Source organism: Ectopseudomonas alcaliphila (genome assembly GCF_900101755.1).
Taxonomy (GTDB): domain Bacteria; phylum Pseudomonadota; class Gammaproteobacteria; order Pseudomonadales; family Pseudomonadaceae; genus Aquipseudomonas; species Aquipseudomonas alcaliphila.
On sequence record NZ_FNAE01000008.1, the window covers coordinates 1 to 25,288 of the forward strand.

Here is a 25,288-nt window from a genome sequence, read left to right on the forward strand (position 1 = left end):
AAACCCATGGTCAGTTCACGATCACTGGCCAACTCGGAGCTGTCCAGCCCTTCCAGGCGGCCTTCGACCACGATGACCCGTAGCTCGCCCGAGGACAGATCCTGCTGCGGTAGATAGGCGCGCGAGGTCACGTAGCCCCGGTCGATATAGAACTGGGTGATGGCCTTGAGCAGCTCGTTGAGCTGACCAACGCCCAAACACTCGCCAGCGAAACGCTGCAGAATGGCCTGCTGGTCGTCCTCAGCGAGGAGAGTGGCACCTTCCAGGCGGATCTGCTCGATGTCGAAGCAGCGTTCGTCTTCGACGGGGGCGGTTTGCAGTTGAGGCGTTTCACCTGGGAGTTGCTGCAGCTCGTCGAGGCGGCGCTGCTGCTCCTGCAGCAAACGCTCCTGGCGCTCGCGGATCAGCTCACGGTCGCCCGGCGTCTGCGCCAACGCGGTAACAGGAAGAGACAACAAACAAAGCCATACGGCCAAAGGGCTAATACGAGAAAGCATGCCTTCAGTCCTTTGAATAGCAGAAAAACGGCGTCGGAAAACCGGCGGCGATTAAAGCATATGGCACCTTGATATCAAATAGGACTTTGACGAACGGCGTCACCATCACTGGCTGCCAGCCTTTTCACCCGACGAATGGCATATAGCCATCAATTTTCTCATCCCTTGCCCTACCCCCTCCTTCCTGCCTAGGCTGTGCCCTTTCGCTCAATTTGGACCTTGCCATGGAAAACCGGCAGACCTGGCGTCAACGCATCTACATCATCATCTTCGAAACCAGTACGCCGGCCGCTCAGCGCTTCGACAACTGGCTGCTGGTGACCATCCTCGCCAGCCTGGTGGTGGTGATGCTCGACAGCATCGAACACTTCCACAACCAGTACGCCGGGCTGTTCAGCGCGCTGGAGTGGGGCTTCACCGCGCTGTTTGCCATCGAGTACGGCTTGCGCCTGTACAGCTCGCCCAAGCCGATGCGTTATGCCTTCAGTTTCTTCGGCCTGGTGGATCTGCTGGCGGTGCTGCCGGCCATCCTGGCGTTGATGTTCGCCGATGCGCAGTACCTGATGATCATTCGGGTCATCCGCATGATCCGCATCTTCCGCGTGCTCAAGCTGCGCCAGTACCTGACCCAGGCCAACTTCCTGCTGGTGGCGCTGCGCGGCAGCAAACAGAAGATCGTGGTGTTTCTGGTGAGCGTCTCGACCCTGGTCACCGTGTATGGCGCGATGATGTATGTCATCGAAGGCCCGGCCAACGGCTTCACCAGCATTCCCACTGGTATCTACTGGGCGGTGGTGACGCTGACCACGGTGGGCTTCGGCGATATCACGCCGCAAACGGCGCTGGGGCAGATGCTGGCCACGCTGGTGATGATCACCGGCTATTCGATCATCGCCGTGCCCACCGGCATCTTCACCGCCGAACTGGCCAATGCCATGCGTCAGGACGGGCTGATGGAGCACGACTGCCCGAACTGCCGCAAGAACCGCCACGAGTACAGCGCGGCGTTCTGCAGCCGCTGCGGTGGGCCGCTGTTCAGCCGGCAGGCTGCGCCCTTATCGCCAGCGCAAAACGCACCTGAAACAGACTGAAGCAAAACCGAACGGCCGTCGCGTGGTCATAAAGTCGCCCTGTGGGCTATAAAGCCCGACTTTTAATAACAAGGAAGCGCGCCATGGCCGTTACCACCAATGAATCCACGGCACCTGCCAAGGCCGCCTGGATTGGCCTGATTCTGGGCCCGTTGTTACTGCTCGTTTGCCTGGTTACCGAGCCGCCAGCCGGCCTGTCCAGCACCGCCTGGGCCACCATCGGCCTGACCCTGCTGATGGCCACCTGGTGGTCGACCGAAGCCATTCCGATTCCGGCCACCTCGCTGCTGCCGATCCTGCTGATCCCGGCACTGGGCATCGACAGTCTCAACGCCGCGACCGCGCCCTACGCCAACCCGACCATCTACCTGTTCCTCGGCGGTTTCATCCTCGGCCTGGCCATGGAGCGCTGGAACCTGCACAAGCGCATCGCCCTGATGACGCTGCTGGCCATGGGCAGCAAGCCGAGCAAGCAGATCGCCGGGTTCATGATGGCCACCGCGTTCCTCAGCATGTGGGTGAGCAACACCGCCACCACCATCATGATGTTGCCTATCGGTCTCTCGGTGATCGCCATGCTCACCGGCGAGAAGGACGCGGCCGACAGCGAGCGTGAACGCTTCGCCACCGCCCTGCTGCTGGCGATTGCTTACGCCGCCAGCGTCGGCGGTATCGCCACGCTGATCGGTACCCCGCCCAACGCCCTGCTGGCCGCCTTCCTCGCCGACAACTACGACGTGCAGATCGGCTTCGGCCAGTGGATGCTGCTGGGCGTGCCGGTGGCGGTGATCATGCTGGCGTTCATCTGGTGGTGGCTGACCCGTGGCGGCTTCAACCTGGCTGGACATGACAGCACACAGCTGATTCGCAGCGAGCTGGCCGAGCTCGGCCCGCTGAGCCGTGGCGAGAAGCTGGTGGCACTGGTGTTCGTGGTCACCGCGCTGGCCTGGGTGTTCCAGCCGCTGATCTCCGGCTGGGTGCCCGGCGTCAATGACACCAGCATTGCCATTGCTGCGGCGCTGGCATTGTTCATGATTCCGGTGGACGTCAAACAGCGCGTGTTCCTGATGAACTGGGAAAGCGCCAGCAAACTGCCCTGGGGCGTGCTGCTGCTGTTCGGCGGCGGCCTGTCGCTGGCGGGCGTGATTCGCAGCACCGGCCTGGCCGAATGGATCGCACAGAGCCTCGGTGCGCTGGGCGCCCTGCCGGTGATCGCGATGATCGGCGTGGTGGTGCTGGTGATCATCTTCCTCACCGAAGTCACCTCCAACACCGCCACCGCTGCCGCCTTCCTGCCGTTGCTGGGGGCGCTGGCCGTGTCGCAGGGCATGCCGGCCGAGCTGCTGGCGATTCCTGCCGCCATCGCTGCCAGCTGCGCCTTCATGATGCCGGTGGCGACGCCACCTAACGCCATCGTGTTCGGCACCGGGCACATGAAGATACAGTCGATGATCAGAGCAGGCTTCGCCCTCAACCTGTTCGGCGTGGTGCTGGTGACAGTGATCAGCTACCTGCTGGTGGGCTTGATCTGGGCGCATTGAGCCTGGATCGCACCAACAAAAACGGCGCCTTCGGGCGCCGTTTTCATATGTGGAGGTTGGGGTATAAGCCAGGGTTGAAACTCACCTGATCGATGCGGAGGTTTACAACCGTCGCCCCGCGTGTGACGGCCGATCAGCGATTCTGATACTGACGAAACAACCCCGGTGGAATGCCGGAGCTGTCGGTATCCTTCCACGGCCCGCCGGCTTGCGACGACCAGCTCCAGCCGCCGTCCCAGCGGTAGAAGATACGCTCGCGGTAGTACAGATCACGTGCGCCCTCGACCACATAGACGCCCAAACCCGGATTCCAGTGGCTCTGTACCCCAGGCGGCGGCGCATAGCGCGGGTGCGACGGCTGCTGCACCGGTGGCAGCTCGCCAACCGGTGTGCTCGGCTGCTGCAATACGCAGCCACTCAGGCCAAGCCCGAGCGCGCAGGCCAGCGCCAGGCGCTTCACTGGGCCTGCCCATCGCGGCTGTCGATCAGCAGCGCCTGGACGTCACGGGCGGTGTTGGCAACCGGGCCGGTCTGGCCGCTCCATTCGCCCTGGGTGGCGTTACCGGCGCGCGATACACGCGCCACCAGTTGCACCTGCTCGAATCGGGAAATTTTCAGTTCGGGCATCATCGCATCCACATCGGAAAGGCTGATCTGCGCCGGCAGGTCGGAGACCTTCAGGCGCTTGACCGCCAACGGCATCGGCGGGCCACTGAGTGCGCGGGCGAAGACGAATACAGCATCGTCCGGCTGCACGTTCTGCTGCACTTCAGGTGACAGCGATACGCTGACCTCCAGCGCATGCACCTTGGCGCCCGGCTCGGCGGCAGCGCTGGGCTGCTCGCCCTCGCCCATCTGCTGACGGGCACGTTCGATACCGCCGGCGATGGCCGCACGCGACGGGTCCTGCTCCGGCAGCACGGCGACCAGACGCTCCCAGTAGCGCACGGCATCAGCATAGCGCTGGCTTTCATAGGCGGCGATGCCGAGCAGGCCGAGGCTGGTGACCTCTTCCGGATCGGCCTTCAGCGCTTCGTCGGTGAGCGTCTGCATCTGCTCGCTCCACTGCTTGCCTTCAGCGAAGTACAGCGCCTGCGCCCACTGGCCGAGCAGCTCCGGGGCACGCCCGGCGATCTCCACGGCACGCTCGAACGCCTTGGCGGCATCGCCGGCACGCTCCTGTGCCATGTAGGTACGACCGAGGAAGTACCAGGCCTCGGCAGACTCCGGCTGTTGCTGCACGGTCTGCTCCAGGCGCGCGGTCATCTCCTCGATGCTCTGCGGCTGCATGGCGGCCAGTTGGCGAGTCTGTACGACCTCATCGACAGCGCCCCAGTGCAGGTAAAGGGCCACGCCCAGCACCGGCACCAGCAGCGCCGAGACCAGCGGGATCTTGCCGCCGAGCACGCTGCTGCGGCGCTGTACGCCTTCGGTGTCATCCAGCAGCTCGCGCGCCGCCTCAGCGCGGCCGGCCTCCATCTGCGCCTCATCGAGCACGCCGGCCTGGCGCTGGGTTTCCAGCTCCTGCAGACGCTCCTGATAGAGGGTGACGTTGAGTGCGGTGCGGTCTTCTTCGGCCTGCAGCTTGCGAATGCGCAGTACCGGAATCAGCAGAAACGCCAGGGCAGTCAGCAACAGCAGCCCGGCGGGCAACCAGAAATCGATCATCGGTCTTTCTTGTCCTGAGAGTTTTGCTCGAGCAACGCGGCGAGGCGCGCCTGCTCATCGACGGAGAGGCCAGCGGCCGAGCGGTCTTTGTTCTGGCCACGGCGGCGCAGGACGATCACCCCGAGCACACCGAAACCTATTACCAGCAGGCCGGCCGGGCCGTACCAGAGCAGCAGCGTGCGGCTGGTCAGCGGCGGTTTGTAGAGCACGAAATCGCCATAGCGCGAGACCAGGAAGTCGATGATCTCGTCGTTGCTCTTGCCCTCTTCGAGCATGCGGAAGATCTCGTTGCGCAGATCCATGGCGATCGGCGCGTCGGAGTCGGCGATGTTCTGGTTCTGGCACTTCGGGCAACGCAGCTCTTCGATCAGATTGCGATAGCGCTGACGCTCGGCCTCGTTGGCGAACTCGAAGGTATCGATGGCGGCATGCGCGCTGGCCAACAGGCCAAGCGCCAGACCGGCCGAAATCAACAGGCGCTTCATGGCTGGGCCTCGTCGACCAGTTGCTGGTAGATCGGCGCCAGTTTCTCGCGCCAGACGCGCTCGTCGATGGTGCCGACGAACTTGTGACGGATGATGCCCTTGGCATCGACGAAGAAGGTTTCCGGCGCGCCGTATACACCCAGGTCCAGACCGAGGCTGCCCTTGGCGTCCTCGATATTGAGCTGATAGGGGTTGTGCAGGTCGCGCAGCCATTTCTGTGCCGGTTCGCGCTGATCCTTGTAGTTGACCCCATGGATCACCACACCGGCCTCGGCCAGCTTGTTCAGCACCGGATGCTCGTGACGGCAGGCCGGGCACCAGGTGGCCCAGACGTTGACCAACGCAGGCCGCCCCTTGATGTCGGCCTCGCTGAGGGTACGCTCGGGATCGTCCAGAGACGGCAGGCTGAAAGCCGGGAACGGCTTGCCGATCAGCGCCGAGGGCAGCTCGGACGGGTCGAGGAACAGACCGCGATAGAGGAATACGGCAATCGCCAGAAAGGCCAGCAGCGGCAACAGCAGGAGCAGGCGTCTCATGCGCTGGCCTCCTGCCTGCCCAGGGCTTCGCGCACGCGGGTTCTGACCTTGATGCGGTAGCGTTTGTCAGCTGCGGCGAGGAAGCCGCCGAGGCCCATCAGCAGCGCGCCCAGCCAGATCCAGCGGACGAAGGGTTTGATGTGCACCCGCACTGCCCAGGCGCCCTGCTCCAGCGGCTCGCCGAGGGCAACGAACAGATCGCGAGTGAAGCCGGCATCGATGCCCGCCTCGGTCATGGTCGCCTGCTGCACGGTGTACAGGCGCTTCTCCGGGTGTAGCACGCTGATCTGCCGCTCGCCATCGAAGACCCGTATCGTGCCTTTGTCGGAGATGAAGTTGGGGCCTTCATGATGCACGGCGCCGTCAAACTGGAAGCGATAGCCGCCCAACTCCACGGAGTCCCCCGGCGCCATGCGCAGATCGCGCTCGTAGCTGCCCAGGCTGGTGAGCACCACACCGAGGGCACACACGGCGAAACCGAAGTGCGCCATCTGCATGCCCCAGTAGCTGCGGCCCAGGCTAGGCAGGCCCTTGATCAGGCCCTTGTGGCGCGTCTTGTCGAGAATGTCGCGCACGCCTGCCAGGATCACCCAGAAGGCCAGCAGGCAGACGGCCAGCACGGCCCAGTGGAAGTCACCATGCAGGAAGGTGGCGGCTACCGCCAGCACCACGCTGGCCACCAGCACCGGTGCGAGCATGCTGCCCAGCCATTTCAGCGGGGTGTCCTTCCAGCGCACCAGTACGCCGACACTGATCACGGCCATCAGCAGTGCCATCAGCGGCAGGAACAGCGCGTTGAAATAAGGCGGGCCAACCGACAGCTTGGCGCCGGTCAGGGCGTCGAGCACCAGCGGATAGAGCGTGCCGAGCAGGATCATCGCGGCCGAGACCACCAGCACGATGTTGTTGACCAGCAGCAGCGTCTCACGCGACCACAGGCCGAAGCCGACCTGGCTCTTGACCACTGGCGCGCGTACGGCAAACAGCGCCAGCGAACCGCCCACCACCACCAGCAGGAAGGCGAGGATGAACACGCCGCGCTCCGGATCGGTGGCGAAGGCGTGTACCGAGGTCAGTACGCCGGAGCGCACCAGAAAGGTACCCAGCAGGCTGAGGGAGAAGGCCGCGATGGCCAGCAACACGGTCCAGCTCTTGAACACGCCACGCTTCTCGGTCACCGCAAGCGAGTGAATCAACGCGGTGCCCACCAGCCAGGGCATGAACGAGGCGTTCTCTACCGGGTCCCAGAACCACCAGCCGCCCCAGCCCAGTTCGTAGTAGGCCCACCAGGAGCCCAGGGCGATACCAATGCCGAGGAAGGCCCAGGCGACGATGGTCCACGGACGCGACCAGCGTGCCCAGGCGGCGTCCAGCTTGCCGCCGAGCAGCGCGGCGATGGCGAAGGCGAAGGCCACCGAGAAACCGACATAGCCCATGTACAGCATCGGCGGATGCACGATCAGGCCGAAGTCCTGCAGCAAGGGGTTGAGGTCGCGGCCGTCGGCCGGCGAGTTCGGCAGCAAGCGCTCGAAGGGGTTGGAGGTGACGATGAGAAACAGCAGAAAACCGATGCTGATCATGCCCATCACCGCCAGCACACGGGCGAGCATCTCTTCCGGCAGATGGCGCGAGAAGATCGCCACGGCGAAGGTCCAACCCGCGAGGATCAGCGCCCACAGCAGCAAGGAGCCTTCGTGCGCCCCCCATACCGCACTGAACTTGTAGTACCAGGGCAGCGCGCTGTTGGAGTTGTTGGCCACGTAGGCGACGGAGAAATCGTCGACCATGAAGGCGTAGGTCAGGCAGATGAACGAGAACAGCAGGAAGGCGAACTGGCCCCAGGCAGCCGGCTGCGCCAGGCTCATCCACTGGTGGTCACCACGCCAGGCACCGATCAGCGGCAGCGTCGCCTGTACCAGGCACAGGCACAGCGCCAGGATCATCGCCAGATGGCCGAGCTCGGGGATCATTGTGCGCTCTCCTGCTGATAGCCCTGTTTGGCGGCTTTGGCCTCATTATGCTTCTGCATCATTCCGCTCTTTTCCAGCGCCTGCATGACTTCAGGCGGCATGTAATTCTCGTCGTGCTTGGCCAGCACCTCGTCAGCCACCAGCACACCCTCTTCATTGACCCGACCCAGGGCGACGATGCCCTGCCCTTCACGGAACAGGTCCGGGAGGATGCCGTGGTAGCGAATGGTCACGCCGTGAGCGCCGTCGGTGACGACGAAGTCGACTTCCAGAGTGTCGGCGGAGCGCTTGACCGAGCCCTCCTCGACCAGGCCGCCGGCCCGAATGCGGGTATCGACCGGGGCTTCGCCAGTGGCGATCTGACTGGGGGTGTAGAACAGGTTGATGTTCTCCTGCAGCGCGGTCAGCGCCAGCGCCACGGCGATGCTGACGCCGCAGAGGATGGCCAGAACGATGTACAGGCGTTTCTTGCGAACCGGATTCACTTCGACTTCTCCCGGCGCAAACGGCGCGCCTCGTCTTGCAGGTAACGGCGGCGCGCCAGGATCGGCAGCACCACATTCAACGCCAGAATCGCCAGGCTGATGCCGTAGGCGCTCCAGACGTAGGGGCCATGGGTACCCATGGCGAGAAACTCGGAGAACGACGCGAAACTCATGCCTTGCCCTCCACCAGCGTCTGCACTTCGGCTTTCACCCAGCTGCTGCGCGCTTCGCGCTTGAGCACTTCCAGACGCATGCGATAGAGCAGCACGGCGCCGAAGAAGCAGTAGAAACCCAGCACCGCGAGTAGCAGCGGCAACCACATCTCCATCGGCATCGCCGGCTTCTCGGTAATCTTGAAGGTGGCGGTCTGGTGCAGTGAATTCCACCACTCCACCGAGTACTTGATGATCGGGATATTGACCACGCCAACGATGGCCAGCACGGCGCAGGCCTTGGCGGCGCTGTCGCGGTTGCTGATGGCGTTGCCCAGGGCGATGACGCCGAAGTAGAGGAACAACAGGATCAGCATCGAGGTCAGGCGCGCGTCCCACACCCAGTACGTGCCCCAGGTCGGCTTGCCCCAGATGGCGCCGGTGAGCAACGCGATGGCAGTCATCCAGGCACCGATGGGAGCGGCCTGCTGCAAGGCGACGTCGGCCAGCTTCATCTTCCATACCAGCCCGACCAGGCCGGCAATGGCCAGGGTCACGTAGATCGACTGGGCCAGGAAGGCTGCCGGAACGTGGATGTAGATGATGCGAAAGCTGTTGCCCTGCTGGTAGTCCGGCGGTGCGAAAGCCAGGCCCCAGATCAGGCCGGCGGTGATCAGCACCACAGCAGCGATGCTGAGCCAGGGCAGCCAGCGGCCACTCATCTCATAGAACCACTTGGGCGAACCCCACTTGTGAAACCACGTCCAGTTCATGCTCGACTCATTATTCAGGCCTGGCTCGACTGTTATCGGCCAGATATCACGGTTCGTTCTTATTCGCCGACACTGATGGTCAGACCGGCGGCAATCGCAAAAGGTGTCAGGGTCACCGCCAGGGCAGTGAGGCTCGCCAGCCACAACAGGTGGCCGCTAGCCGGCAGTCCTTGCAAGGCCGCCTGCAGCGCCCCGCTGCCAAGAATCAGCACCGGGATGTACAGCGGCAGGATCAGCAGCGCCAGCAGCAGGCCGCCGCGCTTGAGACCAACGGTGAGCGCCGCGCCCACCGCGCCGAGCAGGCTCAGCACCGGAGTGCCGAGCAGCAGGGAAATCAGCAGTACCGGCAGGCAACGCCCAGGCAGACCGAGCATCAGTGCCAGCACAGGCGCCAGCAAAACCAGCGCCAGACCACTGAAAAGCCAGTGTGCCAGCACCTTGGCCAACACCAGAAGAGGCAGGGGGTGCGACGAAAGGACCCACTGCTCGAGCGAGCCGTCCTCGAAATCACTGCGGAAAAGCCCGTCCAGCGAGAGCAGCACGGCCAAAAGGGCCGCCACCCAGACCAGGCCCGGAGAAAGGGTTTGCAACAATTGCGTCTCAGGCCCCACTGCCAATGGGAACAGCGCGATGACGATGGCGAAGAACACCAGCGGATTGGCCAGGTCGGATGGGCGACGAGCGAGCAAGCGCATTTCGCGCGACAGCAGCTGGGTGAAGACGTTACTCATGCGGCGTACTGCCCCAGATCCAGATCACGATAAGTCGCTGGTTTGTGTTGCAGGCTGTGGTGGGTGGTCAGCACCACCACACCGCCGCGCTCGCAATGGCTGGCCAGGTGCGCTTCGAGTTGCGCCACACCGCTCTTGTCCAGTGCGGTGAACGGCTCATCGAGCACCCACAACGGCGGCGTATCGGCCAGATACAGGCGTGCCAGGGCGACACGGCGCTGTTGGCCGGCCGACAGGGTATGACAGGGAACATCCTCGAAACCGCGCAGACCAACTGCCTCCAGCGCCTGCCAGATCGCCTCGCGACTCGCTGGGCGATGCAACGCACAGAGCCAGGCCAGGTTTTCTTCGGCGCTCAGCAGCCCCTTGATCCCAGCGGCATGGCCGATCCATAGCAGGTTGCGCGCCAGCTCGCTGCGTTGTTCAGCCAGGGCCTGGCCCTGCAGGAAGATGTCACCGACAGTCGGCTGACGCAGCCCGGCGATCAGCCTTAGCAGGCTGGTCTTACCGCTGCCGTTGGGGCCACTGATCTGCAACATGTCGCCTGGCTGCAGGGCAAAATGCAGCTGCTCGAAGAGCATGCGCCAGTCCCGCTCACAGCTGAGCGCCACGGCTTCGAGAAGGGGAACGGGACGGGTCATCGATACCTGGCAGGGTTAAAGTCGACGGTGCTCCGGCCGCTATACTGACGCGTGCCGGAAGTGCGGTGCGGAACGGGCCGGCATTATACATGTCGCATCACTGTCCCCGCAGTCAGCATTTTCGACAGGGTGTTAATCACGTAGGGTGTACCGTACGCACCTCCCACCGAAAGCCGGTGCGCACGGCGCAGCCTACGGCACCTGCAAAGGACGGAGCCCAACGAAAGCCCATGAGCGAAATCAGCAGCCCACGCCCACTTCCCCCCTCCGTGCCGGTAATTCGCAACACTGCGAGCGCGGCTGACCTGGCCGTGCGCCTGTTGCAGCCGCTGGAAGGCATGCTGGCGGCCGGCGAAAGCGCCAAGGCCGAAGTCGTCGCGATTCGCGAGCAGGCGCAAAGCTTCCAGCTTTTGCTCAAACTGACCCTCGCAGGTGGCAAGCAGGCCACTCTGCAAGCCGAAAGCCCCAGGCCATTGGCCCAGGGCAGCGCACTGGTGGTCACCGCACTGTCCGACACCCGCCTGGCGCTGGCCTTGCAGGCTGGCGGCGACAAGCCGCTGACCAGCCTCGACCTCCAGCAACTGCCGCCCGGCACATTGGTCCAGGGCAAAGTGGTCAGCCGCGACACGTTGCCGCCGCAGGGCGCGCAGACGATCTATCGCCTGGTGGTAAACCTGCTCAATACCCCGCTTGCCGGCAGCCAGCTGGCGCTCGACAGTCCGCTGGCACTGCCACTCGGCAGCCTGCTCAGCGCCCAGGTTCAGGGTAGCCAGAGCCTCGCCTTCCTGCCTCTCAGTGGCCGCCTCGATCAACTGGTGCTGGGCCAGCAACTGGCCGCACAACAGAATCGCCAGGCCTCGCTGGAAGGTTTGTTCAAGGGCCTGCAAAAGCTGAGCGGCGGCGACGAAGCGCTGCGCGGCAGCATCGACAAGCTGCTTGGCGCCCTCCCCGACAGCACCCAGTTGAGTACCGCCAAAGGCCTGGCGCAGGCACTCGAAGGCAGCGGTGTGCTGCTCGAAGCCAAACTGCTGCAGGGGCAGACCGGCACATTGCCGCAGGACCTGAAGGCCAACCTGCTGCGCCTGATCGCCCAGCTTATGCCGCAACTGCCAGGTGGCACCGGTCCCCTTGCCGGCCTGCAGAGCGCCCTCAGCCAGAACCTGCCCAACCTGGCCCGGCAACTGCTCGGGGCAGGCGCTGCCGGCTCGGCGCGCCAACAGGCATTGACCTTCCCATTACCTTCGCGCCTGTTGCAAAACATGGATGGCGAGGCCGACCTGGAAACCCTGCTGAAGCTCGCCGCAGCGGCCGTCTCACGGCTGCAGACCCACCAACTGTCGAGCCTGGCGCAAACCCAGGTCGACGCCAACGGCAACCTGCTGACCACCTGGCAGCTGGAGCTGCCCATGCGTCATCAGCAGGAAGTGATTCCCCTGCAGATCAAACTGCAGCGTGAAGACAGCGGCAAGGCGGAAAAAACGGAGCAAAAGGAGACGCTCTGGCGCGTGGAACTGGCCTTCGACCTCGATCACCTTGGCCCGCTGCAGGTTCGCGCCCAGCTGCTACGCGGCAGCCTCTCCAGCCAGCTATGGGCCGAACGCGCCGATACCGCCTCGCTGATCACCGCCGAACTGGGCAATCTGCGGGAACGCCTGCTGGCCGCAGGCCTGGAGGTCGGCGAACTGGCCTGTAGCCAGGGCATGCCGCCGCAAGGGCCGAAAACCTCGCTGGAACAACGCTGGGTGGATGAAACCGCATGAGCCGCAAGCCGAAGTCCGAAGCGCGTCAGGCCATCGCCCTCAACTACGACGGGCAGAACGCGCCGATACTCAGCGCCAAGGGTGATGACGAGCTGGCCGAAGCCATCCTCGCCATCGCTCGCGAATACGAAGTACCGATTTACGAAAATGCCGAGTTGGTGCGTCTGCTGGCGCGTCTGGAACTGGGCGACGCCATTCCGGAAGCATTGTATCGCTGCATCGCCGAGATCATCGCCTTCGCCTGGCACCTGCAGGGCAAGGCCCCGCCGGGTTTCGAGGCCGATGCCGAGCGCGACGTCACCCCGCCGCTTCCCTTGCTCAAGGGTCCGGCGAACTGAGTGCCAGGCGCTCGTTGACGCTGCCCTTGCTGCTTGGCATATCGAACAGCTGCCAGGCGAAGTAACCGCCACGAAAATAGAACACACGGGTAAAACCCCAGCCAACTGCCTGCTCGACTGCAACGGCGCTCTGCGCGCACACCTCACTGTCGCAATAGATGACCAGGGGCACCTCGCGCGGCCACGGCACCTGCGCCAGAGATGCAAAGCGCCCGCGCAGATCCAGATGGATGGCTCCCTCGATATGCCCCCAGCCCCACTCGCGGGCCGGCCGCACATCGATGAACAGTGCGCCGTGGTCGTGCAAGTGCTTGGCCTGTATGACGTTGACCGTGATCGCACCCGCGACCTGCAGCGGCGCCTCCTGAGCAACCAGAGGCTGGCAGAGCAGCCAGCCAACGCAAACCAAAACCAGACGATGCATGACCAATCCCCCGTGACGACCACAGCTGGATGAACCACTGCCTTCTATCAGCGTAGATGGACACACAGGGGGCTCTAGGATTGATTGCGCAGGCGACAAGGCCTGCTAAGAACGCGCTCGACTATGCGTCAAGGCTTGAGGGAGGCTATTGCGGCTGGCCAGCCTTGGGTGTGTGCAGGCGGCTGATCAGTTCGGCCTCGGCCTTGCTCAGGCCGCAGGACTGGGTCAGGTCCTCGACGCTCGCGCCCATGCCTACCAGGCGTGCAGCCTGGGTGAAAGACAGGCTGCTGGGGTCACGCTGTTCGATCTGGCTGACCTTGTCCGGCAACGGCGCCACCACGCGGCGCAGCTCATGCAGCTCTTCGCCCATGCGAATGCTGCCGGTCAGGTAGGCGTCGAGACGTTTACTCAGTTCCCTGATCCGCGCATCGCGCACGGCGTCACGCTTGGCCTGCTCGTCCAGCAGGCGCTGCTGGTTGCGGTACAGGCCTTTGCAGACGATGCCCAGTGCCACGCACAGCAGCGCCACGAAGGCCAGGGCCGCGGCAAGCATGGCAAACTCGGACATGGCTCAGATGCTCTCCAGCTCCGACCATTCTTCCTCGGACATCATCTTGTCCAGCTCGACCAGGATCAGCAGCTCGCCGTTCTTGTTGCACACGCCCTGGATGAACTTGGCCGACTCGTCGTTGCCGACGTTCGGTGCAGTCTCGATCTCGGACTGACGCAGATAGACCACTTCGGCCACGCTATCGACCAGAATGCCGACCACTTGCTTGTCCGCTTCGATGATGACGATACGAGTGTTGTCGGTGACCGGCGCCGAACCCAGGCCGAAACGCTGGCGGGTATCGATCACGGTGACCACATTGCCGCGCAGGTTGATGATGCCCAGCACGTAGCTCGGAGCGCCCGGTACCGGGGCGATCTCGGTGTAGCGCAGGACTTCCTGCACCTGCATCACGTTGATGCCGTAGGTCTCGTTGTCCAGGCGAAAGGTCACCCACTGCAGAATCGGATCTTCGGCACCTTGTGCAGAACTTTTCTTCATGTCCCTAGCCTCGTCAAAAACCGCTCAGTGCGGCATGTGCGGGTCGACCCGCTTGTCATCAACTATAGAGCCCGTTGGCACAGGCTCACCAATTCTCAATGCAGTTTTCCGCCATTCAGGCGTTTTGCCCCGCCGCTGGCGATCAGTTCGGCCAATGCCGCCACGTCGAGCAGCGCGCACATGTGCTCGATCACCGTACCGGCCAACCAGGGCCGCTGGGTACGCTGACTGCGCCACTTGACCTCGCTCGGGTCCAGGCGAATCGAACGGCTGACCTGATGCACCGACAGACCCCACTCGTAGCCCTGCACCGAAATCACGTACTGCAGGCCTTCGCGGAAGTCCTCGCGGTAACGGTCCGGCATCACCCAGCGCGCGGTGTCCAGCACCTTCAGGTTACCGGCCTGGCTCGGCAGGATACCGAGGAACCACTCCGGCTGACCGAACAGCGGCGTAAGCTCCTGTCCTTCCAGCGGGTAGATCGACCCCAAACAAATCAATGGCACGGCCAGGGTCAACCCGGCAACGTCGAACAGCAGGCATTCGAACGGCTCCTCGGCCCAGGCAGGGCGACCATCGGCCAGGACAGCAGCCGGTTGCGGCACCTGTTCGGCAGCGGGGGCAAGCGCTGGCGGCGCTTCGTCGATGACCGGGGCCTGTATCGGCGCGAGTAATTCAACCGGTGCGACTTCCACCTGTACCTGCGGCTCGACCACGGTAGCCAGTGCGACCGGCGCTACCGGCTCGACCAATCGCGCATCACGCACCTGCTCCTCGAGCACCGCGGCCTCGAACTCGTCGAGGCTGACGGACATCTCCAGTTCGGCGGCAGCCTCCTGCAGCAACCCGTCGAGGTAGGACTGCAGGGCCAGCTGGGAACGCGTGGCGGTGGCGACATTACGACTCATGACTGGAACCCGGAATAAGATCTTGACAGCCTATCGGCCGCTGCATGCTCCGACTTGAGTGATGCAGTTCAACACAGACGCTCATTTCAAGCCACCTGCGCCGCCGGCTGATGACTCAACAGATGCTTGAGTAGCGCACGATAGGCGATCACCCCACGGCTGCCCGCATCGAACTGCGAGGGCGTGCGCCCTGCCCGGCTGGCATCACGCAAGCGCGTATCGACCGGAATGTAGGCCGGCCACAGGTGATCGGGATAGGTATTGCGCAGCACCCGCAACGTGCTCATGGACGCCTGGGTACGACGGTCGAACAGCGTCGGCACTATGGTGTAGGGCAAGGCCTGCTTGCGCGAACGGTTGATCATGGCCAGCGTGGTGATCATGCGCTCCAGGCCCTTTACCGCGAGGAACTCGGTCTGTACCGGAATCACCAGTTGCTGGCTGGCTGCCAGGGCGTTGACCATCAGCACGCCGAGCAATGGCGGGCTGTCGATAACGGCGTGATCGAAATCTTCCCACAGCTGCGCCAGGCTCTTGGCGATCACCAGCCCCAGGCCACTTTGCCCAGGCGACTGGCGCTCGAGCGTGGCCAGCGCAGTGCTCGACGGCAACAGGGAGATATTCTCGTGACTGGTGCTATGCAGCAACTGCTTGGGCAGGCCTTGCGGCACATTGCCCTGGTGCAGGAACAGATCGAAGCAACTGTGCTCCAGTGCATCGGGATCATGACCGAAGTAACTGGTCATCGACCCGTGCGGATCGAGATCGACCACGACCACACGCTTGCCGGCATCGGCCAACAGGCCTGCCAGAGCGATGGAGGTGGTGGTCTTGCCGACCCCACCCTTCTGATTGGCTACTGCCCAGACTTTCATCTTCTCTCATCCTCCCGGCAAGAGGCGCTCAGGCCGAGAATGGCTGTCGCACGCACGCAGCAGGCGACTGGGATTTGACGGCTCACGACTGTGGAACCCCCGACGCAGACGCTGGTGCAGGTTGCGTGCCAGCCTCCGACTGCTGGGTCGCGGCACTGCCAGCGCCACGTCGCGTGTCGAGGTTGCGCGAAATCACCAGCACGACCCGGCGGTTACGCCCCCTGCCCTCCGCAGTGGCATTGTCCGCCACCGGCTGGAACTCACCGTAACCTACGGCAGCCAGACGTGAAGGGTCGACGCCATCCATGGCCAACATACGCACGATGCTCGCCGCGCGCGCCGAAGACAACTCCCAGTTGGTTGGGTATTGAGCGGTCTGGATCGGCAGGTTGTCGGTGAATCCCTCTACCTTAACTGGATTCTGATAGGGCGCCAAAATCTTGGCGACCTTTTCGATGATGTCGAACGCCTGATTGTTCGGAATGGCATCACCGCTGGGAAACAACAGACTGGAGCTGAGCTCGATCTCGATCCACATCTCGTTGCCGCGCACGGTCAGCTGATCACTCTGGATCAGCTCGCCAAACACCTCGCGCACGCTGGACGCGATGCTTTGCAGGGTCGAGTCCGAACTGGGGTCGTCCATCGTGGTGTCGTCAGGCTCGCTGGTGCGCGGCCGTTCCTCACCGACCGGAATCGGCTTGATCGAGCGATCGGGCTGATTGAACACGCCCGTCAGCGACTCCGAGAGGATCTTGTACTTGCCTTCGTTGATCGAGGAAATCGAGTACATCACCACGAAGAAGGCGAATAGCAGGGTAATGAAGTCGGCATAGGAGACCAGCCAACGCTCGTGATTCTCGTGCTCTTCATGATGCCGCCTGCGCGCCATGCCATACCTCCATCAGTCCATGAAGCCTTGCAGCTTCAGTTCGATGGAGCGCGGGTTCTCACCCTCGGCGATGGACAGGATGCCTTCGAGGAGCATCTCGCGATATCGCGACTGGCGCAGGGCAATGGACTTGAGCTTGTTGCCCGCCGGCAACAACAGCAGGTTGGCGAAGCCGACGCCGTAGATGGTGGCAACGAACGCCACGGCAATGCCGCTGCCGAGCATGCTCGGATCGGCCAGATTGCCCATCACATGGATCAGTCCCATCACCGCACCGATGATGCCAATGGTCGGCGCATAGCCACCCATGCTCTCGAACACCTTGGCGGCCTGGATATCGCGAGCCTCCTGAGTATAGAGATCGACCTCCAGAATGCTGCGAATGGATTCCGGCTCGGCGCCGTCGACCAGCAACTGCAGACCTTTGCGCGCATAAGGATCCGGCTCGGCATCGGCCACCGCCTCCAGGCCGAGCAGGCCTTCCTTGCGCGCCACCATGCTCCACCCGGTCACACGATTGATGCCGCCGACCAGATCGATATGCGGCGGGAAGAAGATCCAGCGCATGATGGCCATGGCACGCTTGAACACCTGCACCGGCGCCTGCAGAAAAGCCGCGCCCAGGGTGCCGCCGATGACGATCAGCGCCGCCGGACCGTTGAGCAAGGCACCAGCGTGCCCGCCTTCGAGATAATTGCCGCCCAGAATGGCAACGAACGCCAGGATGACGCCAATCAGGCTCAGTACATCCATGCGCATGTTTCCGACTTAGCGTTCGTCACTGACAGGCCTCGGTCAGATGCCGGCCGATGTCATCCAGGCCGTAGACCGCATCCGCCAGATTGGCTTTGACCACGGCCATGGGCATGCCATAGATCACGCAACTGGCTTCATCCTGCGCCCACACCTGGCTGCCGCCCTGCTTGAGCAGACGCGCGCCCTCACGGCCATCGGCGCCCATCCCGGTCAGCACCACGGCCAGTACCTTGTCGCCATAGGACTTGGCCGCTGAGCCGAAGGTGATGTCGACACAGGGCTTGTAGTTGAGGCGTTCGTCACCCGGCAGGATTTTTACCGCGCCGCGCGCATCGACCATCATCTGCTTGCCACCAGGAGCCAGCAGCGCAAGGCCAGGGCGCAGAATATCGCCGTCCTCAGCCTCCTTGACCTGGATGCGGCACAGCTTGTCCAGGCGCTCGGCGAAGGCCTTGGTAAAGGCCGCCGGCATGTGCTGGATCAAGACCAGCGGCGCCGGGAAATTGGCTGGCAACTGGGTCAGTACACGCTGCAGCGCCACCGGGCCACCGGTAGAGGTGCCGATGGCCACCAGCCTGTAAGCCTTGCGCTTGGGTGCTGGTGACGCAGGTGCTGCGCCACCGGCCGATGCTGACGAACGCGCAGGCGCAGCGGGAGCCGGTGCGGCGGGACGCGTCGAAACGGCTGGGCGACTAATCGGCGCCGCGCTCGGACTGGCCGCAGTCGGCGCCGGAGCCACCGCGGCCGCACTGAAACGGCGGTTGCTGCGAGCGATGCTGTGCACCTTCTCGCACAGCATCTGCTTGACCTTTTCGGGGTTACGCGAGATGTCTTCGAAGTTCTTCGGCAGGAAATCCACCGCCCCCGCATCCAGCGCATCGAGCGTGACGCGGGCGCCTTCATGAGTCAGCGAGGAGAACATCAGCACCGGCGTCGGACAGCGCTGCATGATGTTCCGCACAGCGGTGATGCCGTCCATCATCGGCATCTCGTAATCCATGGTGATCACGTCGGGCTTGAGCGCCAACGCCTGATCGATGGCTTCGCGCCCGTTGGTGGCCGTGCCCACGACCTGAATACTCGGGTCAGCAGACAGAATTTCCGACACGCGCCGACGGAAGAAACCGGAGTCGTCTACCACCAAGACCTTGACTACCATACACACTCCTAGACGGCGTGGACCTGAGGTCCACGCCGCGAAACATCAGAAACGTCGAGCGTAGCGTTTGAGCATGCTCGGTACGTCGAGAATCAACGCGATACGTCCGTCGCCCGTGATCGTGGCGCCGGACATTCCGGGCGTGCCTTGCAGCATCTTGCCCAGTGGCTTGATTACCACTTCTTCCTGGCCAACCAATTGATCGACGACAAAGCCGATGCGCTGACTGCCAACGGTGAGAATCACCACATGGCCTTCGCGCTGACCTTCATGGAAGGCCTGTGGCACCAGCCAGCGCTTGAGATAGAACAGCGGTAATGCCTTGTCACGCACGATCACCACCTCCTGCCCGTCGACCACGTTGGTACGCGACAGGTCGAGATGGAAGATCTCGTTGACGTTGACCAGCGGGAAAGCGAAGGCCTGGTTCTCCAGCATCACCATCAGCGTCGGCATGATCGCCAGGGTCAGCGGCACCTTGATGATGATCTTCGAGCCCTGCCCTTTCTGCGAGAACACGTTGACCGTGCCGTTGAGCTGGGAAATCTTGGTCTTCACCACATCCATGCCGACGCCACGGCCAGACACGTCGGAAATCTCGGTCTTGGTCGAGAAGCCTGGGGCGAAGATCAGGTTGTAGCATTCGAACTCGTTGAGACGATCGGCTGCGTCCTTGTCCAGCAGCCCCTTCTCCACCGCCTTGGCACGCAGCACGTCTGCATCCATGCCCTTGCCGTCGTCAGTGATCGACAGCAGGATATGGTCGCCTTCCTGCTCTGCGGAGAGCACCACACGGCCAGCACGGGCCTTGCCGCTCTTCTCGCGTTCTTCCGGCGTTTCCACCCCGTGGTCGACGGCGTTGCGCACCAAGTGCACCAACGGGTCAGCCAGGGCCTCGACCAGGTTCTTGTCGAGATCGGTTTCTTCGCCCACCAGCTCGAGATTGATTTCCTTCTTCAGGTTACGCGCCAGATCGCGTACCAGGCGTGGGAAACGGCCGAACACCTTCTTGATCGGCTGCATCCGGGTCTTCATCACCGAAGTCTGCAGATCGGCCGTGACCACGTCGAGGTTCGACACTGCCTTGGACATGGCCTCGTCGCCGCTGTTGAGCCCCAGGCGCACCAGGCGGTTACGCACCAGCACCAGCTCGCCGACCATGTTCATGATCTCGTCGAGGCGCGCGGTGTCGACCCGTACGGTGGTTTCCGCTTCACTCGCGGCAGGCGCCTTGTCGGCCGCAGTTGCAGGCGCGGCGGGAGTACGCACAGCAGCGGGCTCGGCCTTGGCAGGTGCGGGGCTGGCAGGAGCGGCCTTGGCTGCCACAGCCGGTTTGGCAGCCGGCGCAGGGGTTGGAGCCGGCTCGCTGGGCGGCACGAACTTGCCCTTGCCGTGCAATTGGTCGAGCAACGACTCGAACTCGTCGTCGGTGATCTCATCACCCGCCGGAGCGGTCGCAGCAGCAACGGTTGTAGCCGGAGCAGCGGCTTCGGCCGTGGCCGCGAACTGGCCTTTGCCATGCAGTTGATCGAGCAGCGCTTCGAATTCGTCGTCGGTGATGTCATCGCCTGCCGTTGCGCCAGCAGGCGCAGAAGCGACTGCCGCGGCAGCAGAGGTCTCGACCGTACCGGCGAACTGCCCTTTACCGTGCAACTGATCGAGCAGCGACTCGAACTCGTCATCAGTGATCTCATCGCCGGCACTGCTCTGCGCACTCGGGGCGGCAGCCGGCGCTTCACCCAGTGCATCGAGCAGTTGCTCGAATTCGCTGTCGGTGATGTCGCCCGAGGGGGCGGACGGCGCAGCTGGCTGAGGCACCGGCGCGGGTTCCGGCTCGGCCTGCTGCACCGGCGCAGGAGCCGCTTCGGCGCCGCCCGGCTCGGCCAGGCGTGCCAGTGCCGCCAGAAGTTCAGGCGACGCTGGCGTGGGCTCGCGGCGCTCACGCACCTCGCCAAACATGCCGTTTACTGCATCAAGAGCCTCGAGCACCACATCCATCAGTTCCGAATCGACGCGACGCTCACCCTTGCGCAGGATGTCGAACACGTTTTCGGCGATATGGCAGCACTCCACCAACTCGTTGAGCTGGAGGAAACCCGCTCCGCCCTTGACGGTATGAAAACCGCGGAAGATGGCGTTGAGCAGGTTCATGTCGTCCGGTCGGCTTTCCAGCTCGACTAACTGCTCGGACAACTGTTCGAGAATCTCGCCGGCCTCTACCAGGAAGTCCTGGAGGATCTCTTCATCGGCGCCGAAGCTCATATTGTGTGCTCCTTAGAACCCTAGGCTGGACAGCAGGTCGTCGACATCGTCTTGACTGGAGGCGACGTCATCACGCTTATCGGCATGAATCTGCGGACCTTCACCCCGCGATGGCTCTTTTGATTTTTCCTGTTCGGTACGCAGCGCTTCGTGGTCGTGCTGAATACCGGCAAAACGGTCGACCTGGCTGGCCATGAGCATCAGCTTGAGCAGGTTGCTTTCCACTTCGGTCACCAGCTGGGTGACACGCTTGATCACCTGACCGGTAAGGTCCTGGTAGTCCTGCGCCAGCAGAATGTCGTTGAGATGGCCTGAGAGCTTGACGCCATCTCGCTCACTGCGTGCGAGGAACAGCTCGACACGCTTGGCCAGCTCGCGAAAACCGTCGGCACCGATTTCACGGCGCATGAAGCGGCCCCATTCGACGTTCAGGCTCTGCGCTTCATCACTCAGATCATTGACCAGCGGCGCGCTCTGTTCGACCAGATCCATGGTCCGGTTGGCAGCCTTCTCGGTCATGGTCACGACGTAGTTCAGCCGCTCGGTAGCGTCGGCAATCTGCGACAGCTCCTGGGCATGCGGCATACGCGGATCGAGTTGAAAATTGACAATGGCGTTGTGCAGTTCACGGGTCAGTTTGCCGACCTCGTGATACAGCCCGCGATCACGAACCTTGTTGAGCTCGTTGATCAGTTGCACCGCGTTGCCGAAGTTACCTTTTTCGAGGCTATCGACCAGCTCACGGGCATTGGTTTTCAGGGACGATTCAAGATCGCCCAGCGTGGAGTCATCGTGTTCCATAGCACCCTCGCGGCTGGCATCAGCCGTTGACTCGCTCGAAGATCTTCTCGATCTTTTCCTTCAGCACCTGAGCGGTGAAGGGTTTGACTACATAGCCATTCACGCCGGCCTGGGCCGCCTCGATGATCTGATCGCGCTTGGCTTCAGCGGTCACCATCAGCACCGGCAGGTGCTTGAGGCGCTCGTCGGCGCGTACGGCACGCAGCAGGTCGATGCCGGTCATGCCGGGCATGTTCCAGTCGGTCACCAGAAAGTCGAAACTGCCGCTTTGCAGCATCGGCAGCGCCGAGGTGCCGTCATCGGCTTCCGCGGTGTTGGTGAAACCCAAATCCCGCAAGAGGTTCTTGATGATCCGTCGCATCGTCGAGAAATCGTCAACGATGAGGATTTTCATGTTCTTGTCCAAGTCGACCTCCGTACAGTCCCAAACGTATTGCGCTTGCAACTACGTCCTTTAATCGTGAAACCGTTTGCGCCTGCGAGTACGCCGCCTTCAGCCAGCACGCCATTCACTCAGCCGCGAGCGCAGACGCGCCGCGCACTGGCTGTGCAACTGGCTCACGCGTGACTCGCTAACCCCCAGCACTTCACCGATTTCCTTCAAGTTCAGTTCTTCATCGTAATACAGCGCCAGCACCAGACGCTCGCGCTCCGGCAAACCGGCGATGGCATCGGCCAAGGCCGCCTGGAAGCGTTCGTCTTCGAGGTCCCGCGAAGGTTCGAGGTGAGTGTGTCCGGCGTCTTCGTGCAACCCGCCATGCTCGCCGTCCTGCAACAGGTCGTCGAAGCTGAACAGGCGGCTGCCCAAAGTGTCGCCAAGAATGCCGTAGTAATCCTCCAGACTCAATTGGAGTTCGGCCGCGACCTCGTGATCTTTAGCGTCGCGCCCAGTTCTTGCTTCAACGACACGAATGGCATCGCTGACCATACGGCTGTTGCGGTGCACCGAACGCGGCGCCCAATCACCCTTGCGCACCTCGTCGAGCATGGAGCCACGGATACGGATACCCGCGAAGGTCTCGAAACTGGCGCCCTTGCTGGAGTCGTATTTGCGCGAGGCTTCGAGCAGGCCGATCATGCCGGCCTGGATAAGATCGTCGACCTGCACGCTGGCCGGCAAGCGGGCCAGCAGGTGGTAGGCGATGCGCTTGACCAGCGGCGCATAGCGCTCGATCAGCTGGTGCTGGGAGTCCTGCGCCTGAGCCTTGTTGTACATACGAAGTCCAGAGGCTGCTGTCATACGGCCGAGTCTGCGGTCGGTTGTTGCACCAGACGCTCGACGAAAAACTCCAGATGACCACGAGGATTGGCCGGTAACGGCCAGGTATCTACCTTCTGAGCTATCGCCTTGAACGCCAGGGCGCACTTGGATCGAGGGAAGGCTTCATAAACGGCGCGCTGCTTCTGCACGGCCTTACGCACACATTCATCGTAGGGCACGGCACCGACATACTGCAGGGCGACATCGAGGAAACGATCCGTCACCTTGGTCAGCTTAGCAAAGAGATTGCGTCCTTCCTGCGGGCTATGGGCCATATTGGCCAATACACGGAAGCGACTGATGCCGTGATCGCGATTGAGCAGCTTGATCAGCGCGTAGGCATCGGTAATCGAGGTGGGCTCATCGCACACCACCACGAGGATCTCCTGCGCAGCCCGCACGAAGCTGACTACCGCATCGCCGATGCCGGCAGCGGTGTCGATCACCAGCACGTCAAGATTTTCGCTGATGTCACTGAACGCCTGGATCAAGCCTGCGTGCTGCATCGGCGTGAGACTGACCATGCTCTGTGTGCCGGACGCTGCCGGCACGATGCGGATGCCGCCTGGCCCCTGCAGCAGGACGTCACGCAGATCGCATTCACCCGAGATGACATCAGCCAGGGTGCGCTTGGGCGTGAGTCCCAACAGAACGTCGACGTTGGCCAAGCCAAGGTCAGCGTCCATCAGCATCACCCGACGGCCGAGATCGGCCAGGGCCATGGACAGATTGACCGACACATTGGTCTTGCCGACGCCACCCTTGCCGCCAGTAACCGCAATCACCTGTACGGGATGCATAGCCATGTTCTTTCTACACCTTGTCTAACTTCGACTTGGCCCTACAGGCCTTTAAAACTGCCTGTTGAGGCCGTTCACTCCCGCACCATCTGGCGAGAGGGTGCAACATTATCGCCGCTTCAGCCGGCTCGCTTGGCCGGGTTGTGATAGAGACCAGCGAACATCTGCGCCATGGCGTCTTCACTCGGTTCCTCAGCTGCCTGCAGCCCCACGGCCCGGCTGACCAACTGATGGCTGCGCGGCACTTGCAGATCATCCGGAATTCGCGGCCCGTCCGTCACATAGGCTACCGGCAGTTGCTGGCCTATAGCCAGATCTAAAACCTCACCCAGACTCGCGGCTTCATCCAGCTTCGTCAGTATGCAGCCTGAAAGGCCACAACGCTTGTAACTATGGTAGGCCGCCTTGAGCACTTGGCTCTGACTTGTTGCGGCAAGTACCAGATAATTCTTCGCCTTGATGCGTGCCGAGGCCAGGCTCTCCAGTTGCATACGCAGCGCCGGATCGTTGCCTGGCAGGCCAGCGGTATCGACCAGCACCACGCGTTTCTTGGCCAGCGGCGCCAGCGCCTGCAGCAGAGACTGACCAGGATCGACCTGAGTCACCGACACACCGAGAATGCGCCCCAGGGTCTTGAGCTGCTCCTGCGCGCCAATACGGAAGCTGTCCATGCTCACCAGAGCGACCTGTTGCGAGCCGTACTTAAGCACGTAACGTGCTGCCAGCTTGGCCAGGGTGGTGGTCTTGCCCATGCCGGCCGGACCGACCAGAGCGATCACTCCGCCCTCTTCCAGCGGCTCGACCTTGGGCGTGCTGATCGCGTGAGCCAGATGCGCCAGCAGCATACGCCAGGCCTGACGCGGCTCGGCAACGCCGGCCACCTTGCTCAGCAGCGCCTGCGACAGCTCGGCAGACAGCCCCATGCGCTGCAGACGGCGCCACAGATTGGCCTGCTGCGGGCGGCGATTCTGCAACTGCCCCCAGGCGATGGAACCCAGCTGTACTTCGATCAGCTCACGCAAGCCGTGCAGCTCGAAGCGCATGGCTTCCAGTGCGCGCGGGTCGACCGCAGGCGTAGCAGGTACAGCGGCTTCGACCGGGCGCTGCGGCTTGACCAGGGTCGCCGGCAGTTCGGGCGCCAGCAGCGACTCATTGGCGAACAGTTGACGGTCCTTGCCGGCATCCTGCTCGGCACGCGTGGTCAGCTCGGCCTGGGCACTGGCGATGCGCGCCTGGGTCTTGCGCAGCTCGGCTTCCAGCGCCGGGTTCGGGCGCACCGGCGTCGGCGCCTGATAGTCCAGCGCTGCCGTCAGCTCGACGCCACCGGCGACACGGCGATTGCCGATGATCGAGGCGTCGGCGCCCAATTCATCACGCACCAGTTTCATGGCGGTCCGCATATCGGCGGCGAAGAAGCGTTTGACCTGCATG

At 63.1% G+C, this 25,288-nt stretch carries 29 protein-coding genes; 4 read left to right on the forward strand and 25 right to left on the reverse strand.

Features of this window, described 5'->3' with window-relative positions; translation table 11 throughout:
• A partial coding sequence (locus BLR77_RS20220) for a POTRA domain-containing protein (RefSeq protein WP_139203054.1) occupies positions 1-497 on the reverse strand: 497 nt, incomplete at its 3' end.
• A gap of 224 nt (positions 498-721) precedes the next feature.
• Between BLR77_RS20220 and BLR77_RS20225 the strand changes: the two genes are divergently transcribed.
• Complete coding sequence (locus tag BLR77_RS20225) at positions 722-1,588, forward strand: ion transporter (RefSeq protein WP_074681186.1); 867 nt, start codon at positions 722-724, stop codon at positions 1,586-1,588.
• An 83-nt stretch (positions 1,589-1,671) separates the two neighbouring features.
• Entirely contained in the window at positions 1,672-3,129 is a 1,458-nt protein-coding gene (locus BLR77_RS20230) for an SLC13 family permease (protein ID WP_074681188.1), read from the forward strand.
• Positions 3,130-3,262: 133 nt separating this feature from the next.
• On the opposite strand, the gene BLR77_RS20235 is transcribed toward BLR77_RS20230, so the two are convergent.
• The 10 genes from BLR77_RS20235 to ccmA are packed head-to-tail and all read right to left on the reverse strand — an operon-like array spanning position 3,263 to position 10,570.
• Positions 3,263-3,589, reverse strand: a complete 327-nt coding sequence (locus BLR77_RS20235) for a hypothetical protein (protein ID WP_074681190.1) — start codon at positions 3,587-3,589, stop codon at positions 3,263-3,265.
• Complete coding sequence (gene ccmI, locus BLR77_RS20240) at positions 3,586-4,797, reverse strand: c-type cytochrome biogenesis protein CcmI (protein ID WP_074681192.1); 1,212 nt, start codon at positions 4,795-4,797, stop codon at positions 3,586-3,588. Before ccmI ends, BLR77_RS20235 begins: the two co-directional genes overlap by 4 nt.
• Entirely contained in the window at positions 4,794-5,282 is a 489-nt protein-coding gene (locus BLR77_RS20245) for a cytochrome c-type biogenesis protein (RefSeq protein ID WP_074681194.1), read from the reverse strand. Before BLR77_RS20245 ends, ccmI begins: the two co-directional genes overlap by 4 nt.
• The gene (locus tag BLR77_RS20250) at positions 5,279-5,818 is read right to left on the reverse strand and encodes a DsbE family thiol:disulfide interchange protein (RefSeq protein ID WP_045735314.1); all 540 of its coding nucleotides are present in this window, start codon (positions 5,816-5,818) and stop codon (positions 5,279-5,281) included. Before BLR77_RS20250 ends, BLR77_RS20245 begins: the two co-directional genes overlap by 4 nt.
• Positions 5,815-7,788: a heme lyase CcmF/NrfE family subunit gene (locus tag BLR77_RS20255; RefSeq protein WP_074681196.1), complete on the reverse strand. Its 1,974-nt coding sequence runs from the start codon at positions 7,786-7,788 to the stop codon at positions 5,815-5,817. The genes BLR77_RS20250 and BLR77_RS20255 overlap by 4 nt, the downstream gene beginning before the upstream one ends.
• Entirely contained in the window at positions 7,785-8,273 is a 489-nt protein-coding gene (ccmE, locus tag BLR77_RS20260; RefSeq protein ID WP_074681198.1) for a cytochrome c maturation protein CcmE, read from the reverse strand. The genes BLR77_RS20255 and ccmE overlap by 4 nt, the downstream gene beginning before the upstream one ends.
• Entirely contained in the window at positions 8,270-8,446 is a 177-nt protein-coding gene (gene ccmD / locus BLR77_RS20265; protein ID WP_021489619.1) for a heme exporter protein CcmD, read from the reverse strand. The genes ccmE and ccmD overlap by 4 nt, the downstream gene beginning before the upstream one ends.
• Positions 8,443-9,198 carry a heme ABC transporter permease gene (locus BLR77_RS20270; protein WP_074681200.1) on the reverse strand — a complete coding sequence of 252 codons (756 nt, stop codon included), beginning with the start codon at positions 9,196-9,198 and terminating at the stop codon, positions 8,443-8,445. Before BLR77_RS20270 ends, ccmD begins: the two co-directional genes overlap by 4 nt.
• Before the next feature lie 59 nt (positions 9,199-9,257).
• On the reverse strand, positions 9,258-9,929 hold the full coding sequence (gene ccmB / locus BLR77_RS20275) for a heme exporter protein CcmB (RefSeq protein ID WP_003460796.1): 672 nt from the start codon (positions 9,927-9,929) through the stop codon (positions 9,258-9,260).
• Positions 9,926-10,570 carry a cytochrome c biogenesis heme-transporting ATPase CcmA gene (ccmA, locus tag BLR77_RS20280; protein ID WP_074681202.1) on the reverse strand — a complete coding sequence of 215 codons (645 nt, stop codon included), beginning with the start codon at positions 10,568-10,570 and terminating at the stop codon, positions 9,926-9,928. Before ccmA ends, ccmB begins: the two co-directional genes overlap by 4 nt.
• 230 nt (positions 10,571-10,800) lie before the next feature.
• On the opposite strand from ccmA, the gene fliK reads away from it, so the two are divergent.
• Positions 10,801-12,330, forward strand: coding sequence for a flagellar hook-length control protein FliK (fliK, locus tag BLR77_RS20285; RefSeq protein ID WP_074681204.1), 1,530 nt, complete (start codon positions 10,801-10,803; stop codon positions 12,328-12,330).
• Positions 12,327-12,668, forward strand: a complete 342-nt coding sequence (locus BLR77_RS20290; protein WP_074681206.1) for an EscU/YscU/HrcU family type III secretion system export apparatus switch protein — start codon at positions 12,327-12,329, stop codon at positions 12,666-12,668. The genes fliK and BLR77_RS20290 overlap by 4 nt, the downstream gene beginning before the upstream one ends.
• On the opposite strand, the gene BLR77_RS20295 is transcribed toward BLR77_RS20290, so the two are convergent.
• The 14 genes from BLR77_RS20295 to flhF form a co-directional block, all read right to left on the reverse strand.
• Positions 12,649-13,092 (reverse strand): rhodanese-like domain-containing protein, encoded by a 444-nt coding sequence (locus tag BLR77_RS20295; protein ID WP_074681208.1) that lies wholly within the window; start codon positions 13,090-13,092, stop codon positions 12,649-12,651. The two genes, BLR77_RS20290 and BLR77_RS20295, sit on opposite strands and share 20 nt — an antisense overlap.
• Positions 13,093-13,237: 145 nt before the next feature.
• On the reverse strand, positions 13,238-13,660 hold the full coding sequence (locus BLR77_RS20300; protein ID WP_074681210.1) for a DUF2802 domain-containing protein: 423 nt from the start codon (positions 13,658-13,660) through the stop codon (positions 13,238-13,240).
• Between the two features lie 3 nt (positions 13,661-13,663).
• On the reverse strand, positions 13,664-14,143 hold the full coding sequence (locus tag BLR77_RS20305) for a chemotaxis protein CheW (protein WP_003243242.1): 480 nt from the start codon (positions 14,141-14,143) through the stop codon (positions 13,664-13,666).
• A gap of 95 nt (positions 14,144-14,238) precedes the next feature.
• Entirely contained in the window at positions 14,239-15,051 is an 813-nt protein-coding gene (locus BLR77_RS20310) for a CheW domain-containing protein (protein ID WP_074681212.1), read from the reverse strand.
• An 86-nt stretch (positions 15,052-15,137) separates the two neighbouring features.
• Positions 15,138-15,926: a ParA family protein gene (locus BLR77_RS20315; protein WP_074681214.1), complete on the reverse strand. Its 789-nt coding sequence runs from the start codon at positions 15,924-15,926 to the stop codon at positions 15,138-15,140.
• 82 nt (positions 15,927-16,008) lie between these two features.
• Positions 16,009-16,818, reverse strand: a complete 810-nt coding sequence (motD, locus tag BLR77_RS20320) for a flagellar motor protein MotD (protein WP_074681216.1) — start codon at positions 16,816-16,818, stop codon at positions 16,009-16,011.
• Between the two features lie 12 nt (positions 16,819-16,830).
• Positions 16,831-17,571, reverse strand: a complete 741-nt coding sequence (locus BLR77_RS20325; RefSeq protein WP_074681218.1) for a flagellar motor protein — start codon at positions 17,569-17,571, stop codon at positions 16,831-16,833.
• A 25-nt stretch (positions 17,572-17,596) separates the two neighbouring features.
• The gene (locus BLR77_RS20330) at positions 17,597-18,733 is read right to left on the reverse strand and encodes a protein-glutamate methylesterase/protein-glutamine glutaminase (RefSeq protein ID WP_074681220.1); all 1,137 of its coding nucleotides are present in this window, start codon (positions 18,731-18,733) and stop codon (positions 17,597-17,599) included.
• 45 nt (positions 18,734-18,778) lie between these two features.
• Positions 18,779-20,995, reverse strand: coding sequence for a chemotaxis protein CheA (locus BLR77_RS20335; RefSeq protein ID WP_074681222.1), 2,217 nt, complete (start codon positions 20,993-20,995; stop codon positions 18,779-18,781).
• A 12-nt stretch (positions 20,996-21,007) separates the two neighbouring features.
• Positions 21,008-21,796 carry a protein phosphatase CheZ gene (locus tag BLR77_RS20340; RefSeq protein WP_074681224.1) on the reverse strand — a complete coding sequence of 263 codons (789 nt, stop codon included), beginning with the start codon at positions 21,794-21,796 and terminating at the stop codon, positions 21,008-21,010.
• A 19-nt stretch (positions 21,797-21,815) separates the two neighbouring features.
• On the reverse strand, positions 21,816-22,190 hold the full coding sequence (locus BLR77_RS20345) for a chemotaxis response regulator CheY (RefSeq protein ID WP_169968482.1): 375 nt from the start codon (positions 22,188-22,190) through the stop codon (positions 21,816-21,818).
• A gap of 99 nt (positions 22,191-22,289) precedes the next feature.
• A complete protein-coding gene (fliA, locus tag BLR77_RS20350) occupies positions 22,290-23,036 on the reverse strand; it encodes an RNA polymerase sigma factor FliA (RefSeq protein WP_026088789.1) in 747 nt (248 codons plus the stop codon).
• Positions 23,033-23,863 (reverse strand): flagellar synthesis regulator FleN, encoded by an 831-nt coding sequence (gene fleN, locus BLR77_RS20355; RefSeq protein ID WP_162275021.1) that lies wholly within the window; start codon positions 23,861-23,863, stop codon positions 23,033-23,035. Before fleN ends, fliA begins: the two co-directional genes overlap by 4 nt.
• Positions 23,864-23,976: 113 nt before the next feature.
• Complete coding sequence (flhF, locus tag BLR77_RS20360) at positions 23,977-25,287, reverse strand: flagellar biosynthesis GTPase FlhF (RefSeq protein WP_074681228.1); 1,311 nt, start codon at positions 25,285-25,287, stop codon at positions 23,977-23,979.
• Between the last annotated feature and the right edge of the window lies 1 nt (position 25,288).

What these genes read in the sequence shown, in the direction of transcription:
- BLR77_RS20225 (WP_074681186.1), top strand. Translation starts at nt 722, where the DNA reads ATGGAAAACCGGCAGACCTGGCGTCAACGCATCTACATCATCATCTTC.
- BLR77_RS20230 (WP_074681188.1), top strand. Translation starts at nt 1,672, where the DNA reads ATGGCCGTTACCACCAATGAATCCACGGCACCTGCCAAGGCCGCCTGG.
- ccmI (WP_074681192.1), bottom strand. Translation starts at nt 4,797, where the DNA reads ATGATCGATTTCTGGTTGCCCGCCGGGCTGCTGTTGCTGACTGCCCTG.
- BLR77_RS20245 (WP_074681194.1), bottom strand. Translation starts at nt 5,282, where the DNA reads ATGAAGCGCCTGTTGATTTCGGCCGGTCTGGCGCTTGGCCTGTTGGCC.
- BLR77_RS20250 (WP_045735314.1), bottom strand. Translation starts at nt 5,818, where the DNA reads ATGAGACGCCTGCTCCTGCTGTTGCCGCTGCTGGCCTTTCTGGCGATT.
- BLR77_RS20255 (WP_074681196.1), bottom strand. Translation starts at nt 7,788, where the DNA reads ATGATCCCCGAGCTCGGCCATCTGGCGATGATCCTGGCGCTGTGCCTG.
- ccmD (WP_021489619.1), bottom strand. Translation starts at nt 8,446, where the DNA reads ATGAGTTTCGCGTCGTTCTCCGAGTTTCTCGCCATGGGTACCCATGGC.
- BLR77_RS20270 (WP_074681200.1), bottom strand. Translation starts at nt 9,198, where the DNA reads ATGAACTGGACGTGGTTTCACAAGTGGGGTTCGCCCAAGTGGTTCTAT.
- ccmB (WP_003460796.1), bottom strand. Translation starts at nt 9,929, where the DNA reads ATGAGTAACGTCTTCACCCAGCTGCTGTCGCGCGAAATGCGCTTGCTC.
- ccmA (WP_074681202.1), bottom strand. Translation starts at nt 10,570, where the DNA reads ATGACCCGTCCCGTTCCCCTTCTCGAAGCCGTGGCGCTCAGCTGTGAG.
- fliK (WP_074681204.1), top strand. Translation starts at nt 10,801, where the DNA reads ATGAGCGAAATCAGCAGCCCACGCCCACTTCCCCCCTCCGTGCCGGTA.
- BLR77_RS20290 (WP_074681206.1), top strand. Translation starts at nt 12,327, where the DNA reads ATGAGCCGCAAGCCGAAGTCCGAAGCGCGTCAGGCCATCGCCCTCAAC.
- BLR77_RS20295 (WP_074681208.1), bottom strand. Translation starts at nt 13,092, where the DNA reads ATGCATCGTCTGGTTTTGGTTTGCGTTGGCTGGCTGCTCTGCCAGCCT.
- BLR77_RS20300 (WP_074681210.1), bottom strand. Translation starts at nt 13,660, where the DNA reads ATGTCCGAGTTTGCCATGCTTGCCGCGGCCCTGGCCTTCGTGGCGCTG.
- BLR77_RS20305 (WP_003243242.1), bottom strand. Translation starts at nt 14,143, where the DNA reads ATGAAGAAAAGTTCTGCACAAGGTGCCGAAGATCCGATTCTGCAGTGG.
- BLR77_RS20310 (WP_074681212.1), bottom strand. Translation starts at nt 15,051, where the DNA reads ATGAGTCGTAATGTCGCCACCGCCACGCGTTCCCAGCTGGCCCTGCAG.
- BLR77_RS20315 (WP_074681214.1), bottom strand. Translation starts at nt 15,926, where the DNA reads ATGAAAGTCTGGGCAGTAGCCAATCAGAAGGGTGGGGTCGGCAAGACC.
- motD (WP_074681216.1), bottom strand. Translation starts at nt 16,818, where the DNA reads ATGGCGCGCAGGCGGCATCATGAAGAGCACGAGAATCACGAGCGTTGG.
- BLR77_RS20325 (WP_074681218.1), bottom strand. Translation starts at nt 17,571, where the DNA reads ATGGATGTACTGAGCCTGATTGGCGTCATCCTGGCGTTCGTTGCCATT.
- BLR77_RS20330 (WP_074681220.1), bottom strand. Translation starts at nt 18,733, where the DNA reads ATGGTAGTCAAGGTCTTGGTGGTAGACGACTCCGGTTTCTTCCGTCGG.
- BLR77_RS20335 (WP_074681222.1), bottom strand. Translation starts at nt 20,995, where the DNA reads ATGAGCTTCGGCGCCGATGAAGAGATCCTCCAGGACTTCCTGGTAGAG.
- BLR77_RS20340 (WP_074681224.1), bottom strand. Translation starts at nt 21,796, where the DNA reads ATGGAACACGATGACTCCACGCTGGGCGATCTTGAATCGTCCCTGAAA.
- BLR77_RS20345 (WP_169968482.1), bottom strand. Translation starts at nt 22,190, where the DNA reads ATGAAAATCCTCATCGTTGACGATTTCTCGACGATGCGACGGATCATC.
- fliA (WP_026088789.1), bottom strand. Translation starts at nt 23,036, where the DNA reads ATGACAGCAGCCTCTGGACTTCGTATGTACAACAAGGCTCAGGCGCAG.
- fleN (WP_162275021.1), bottom strand. Translation starts at nt 23,863, where the DNA reads ATGGCTATGCATCCCGTACAGGTGATTGCGGTTACTGGCGGCAAGGGT.
- flhF (WP_074681228.1), bottom strand. Translation starts at nt 25,287, where the DNA reads ATGCAGGTCAAACGCTTCTTCGCCGCCGATATGCGGACCGCCATGAAA.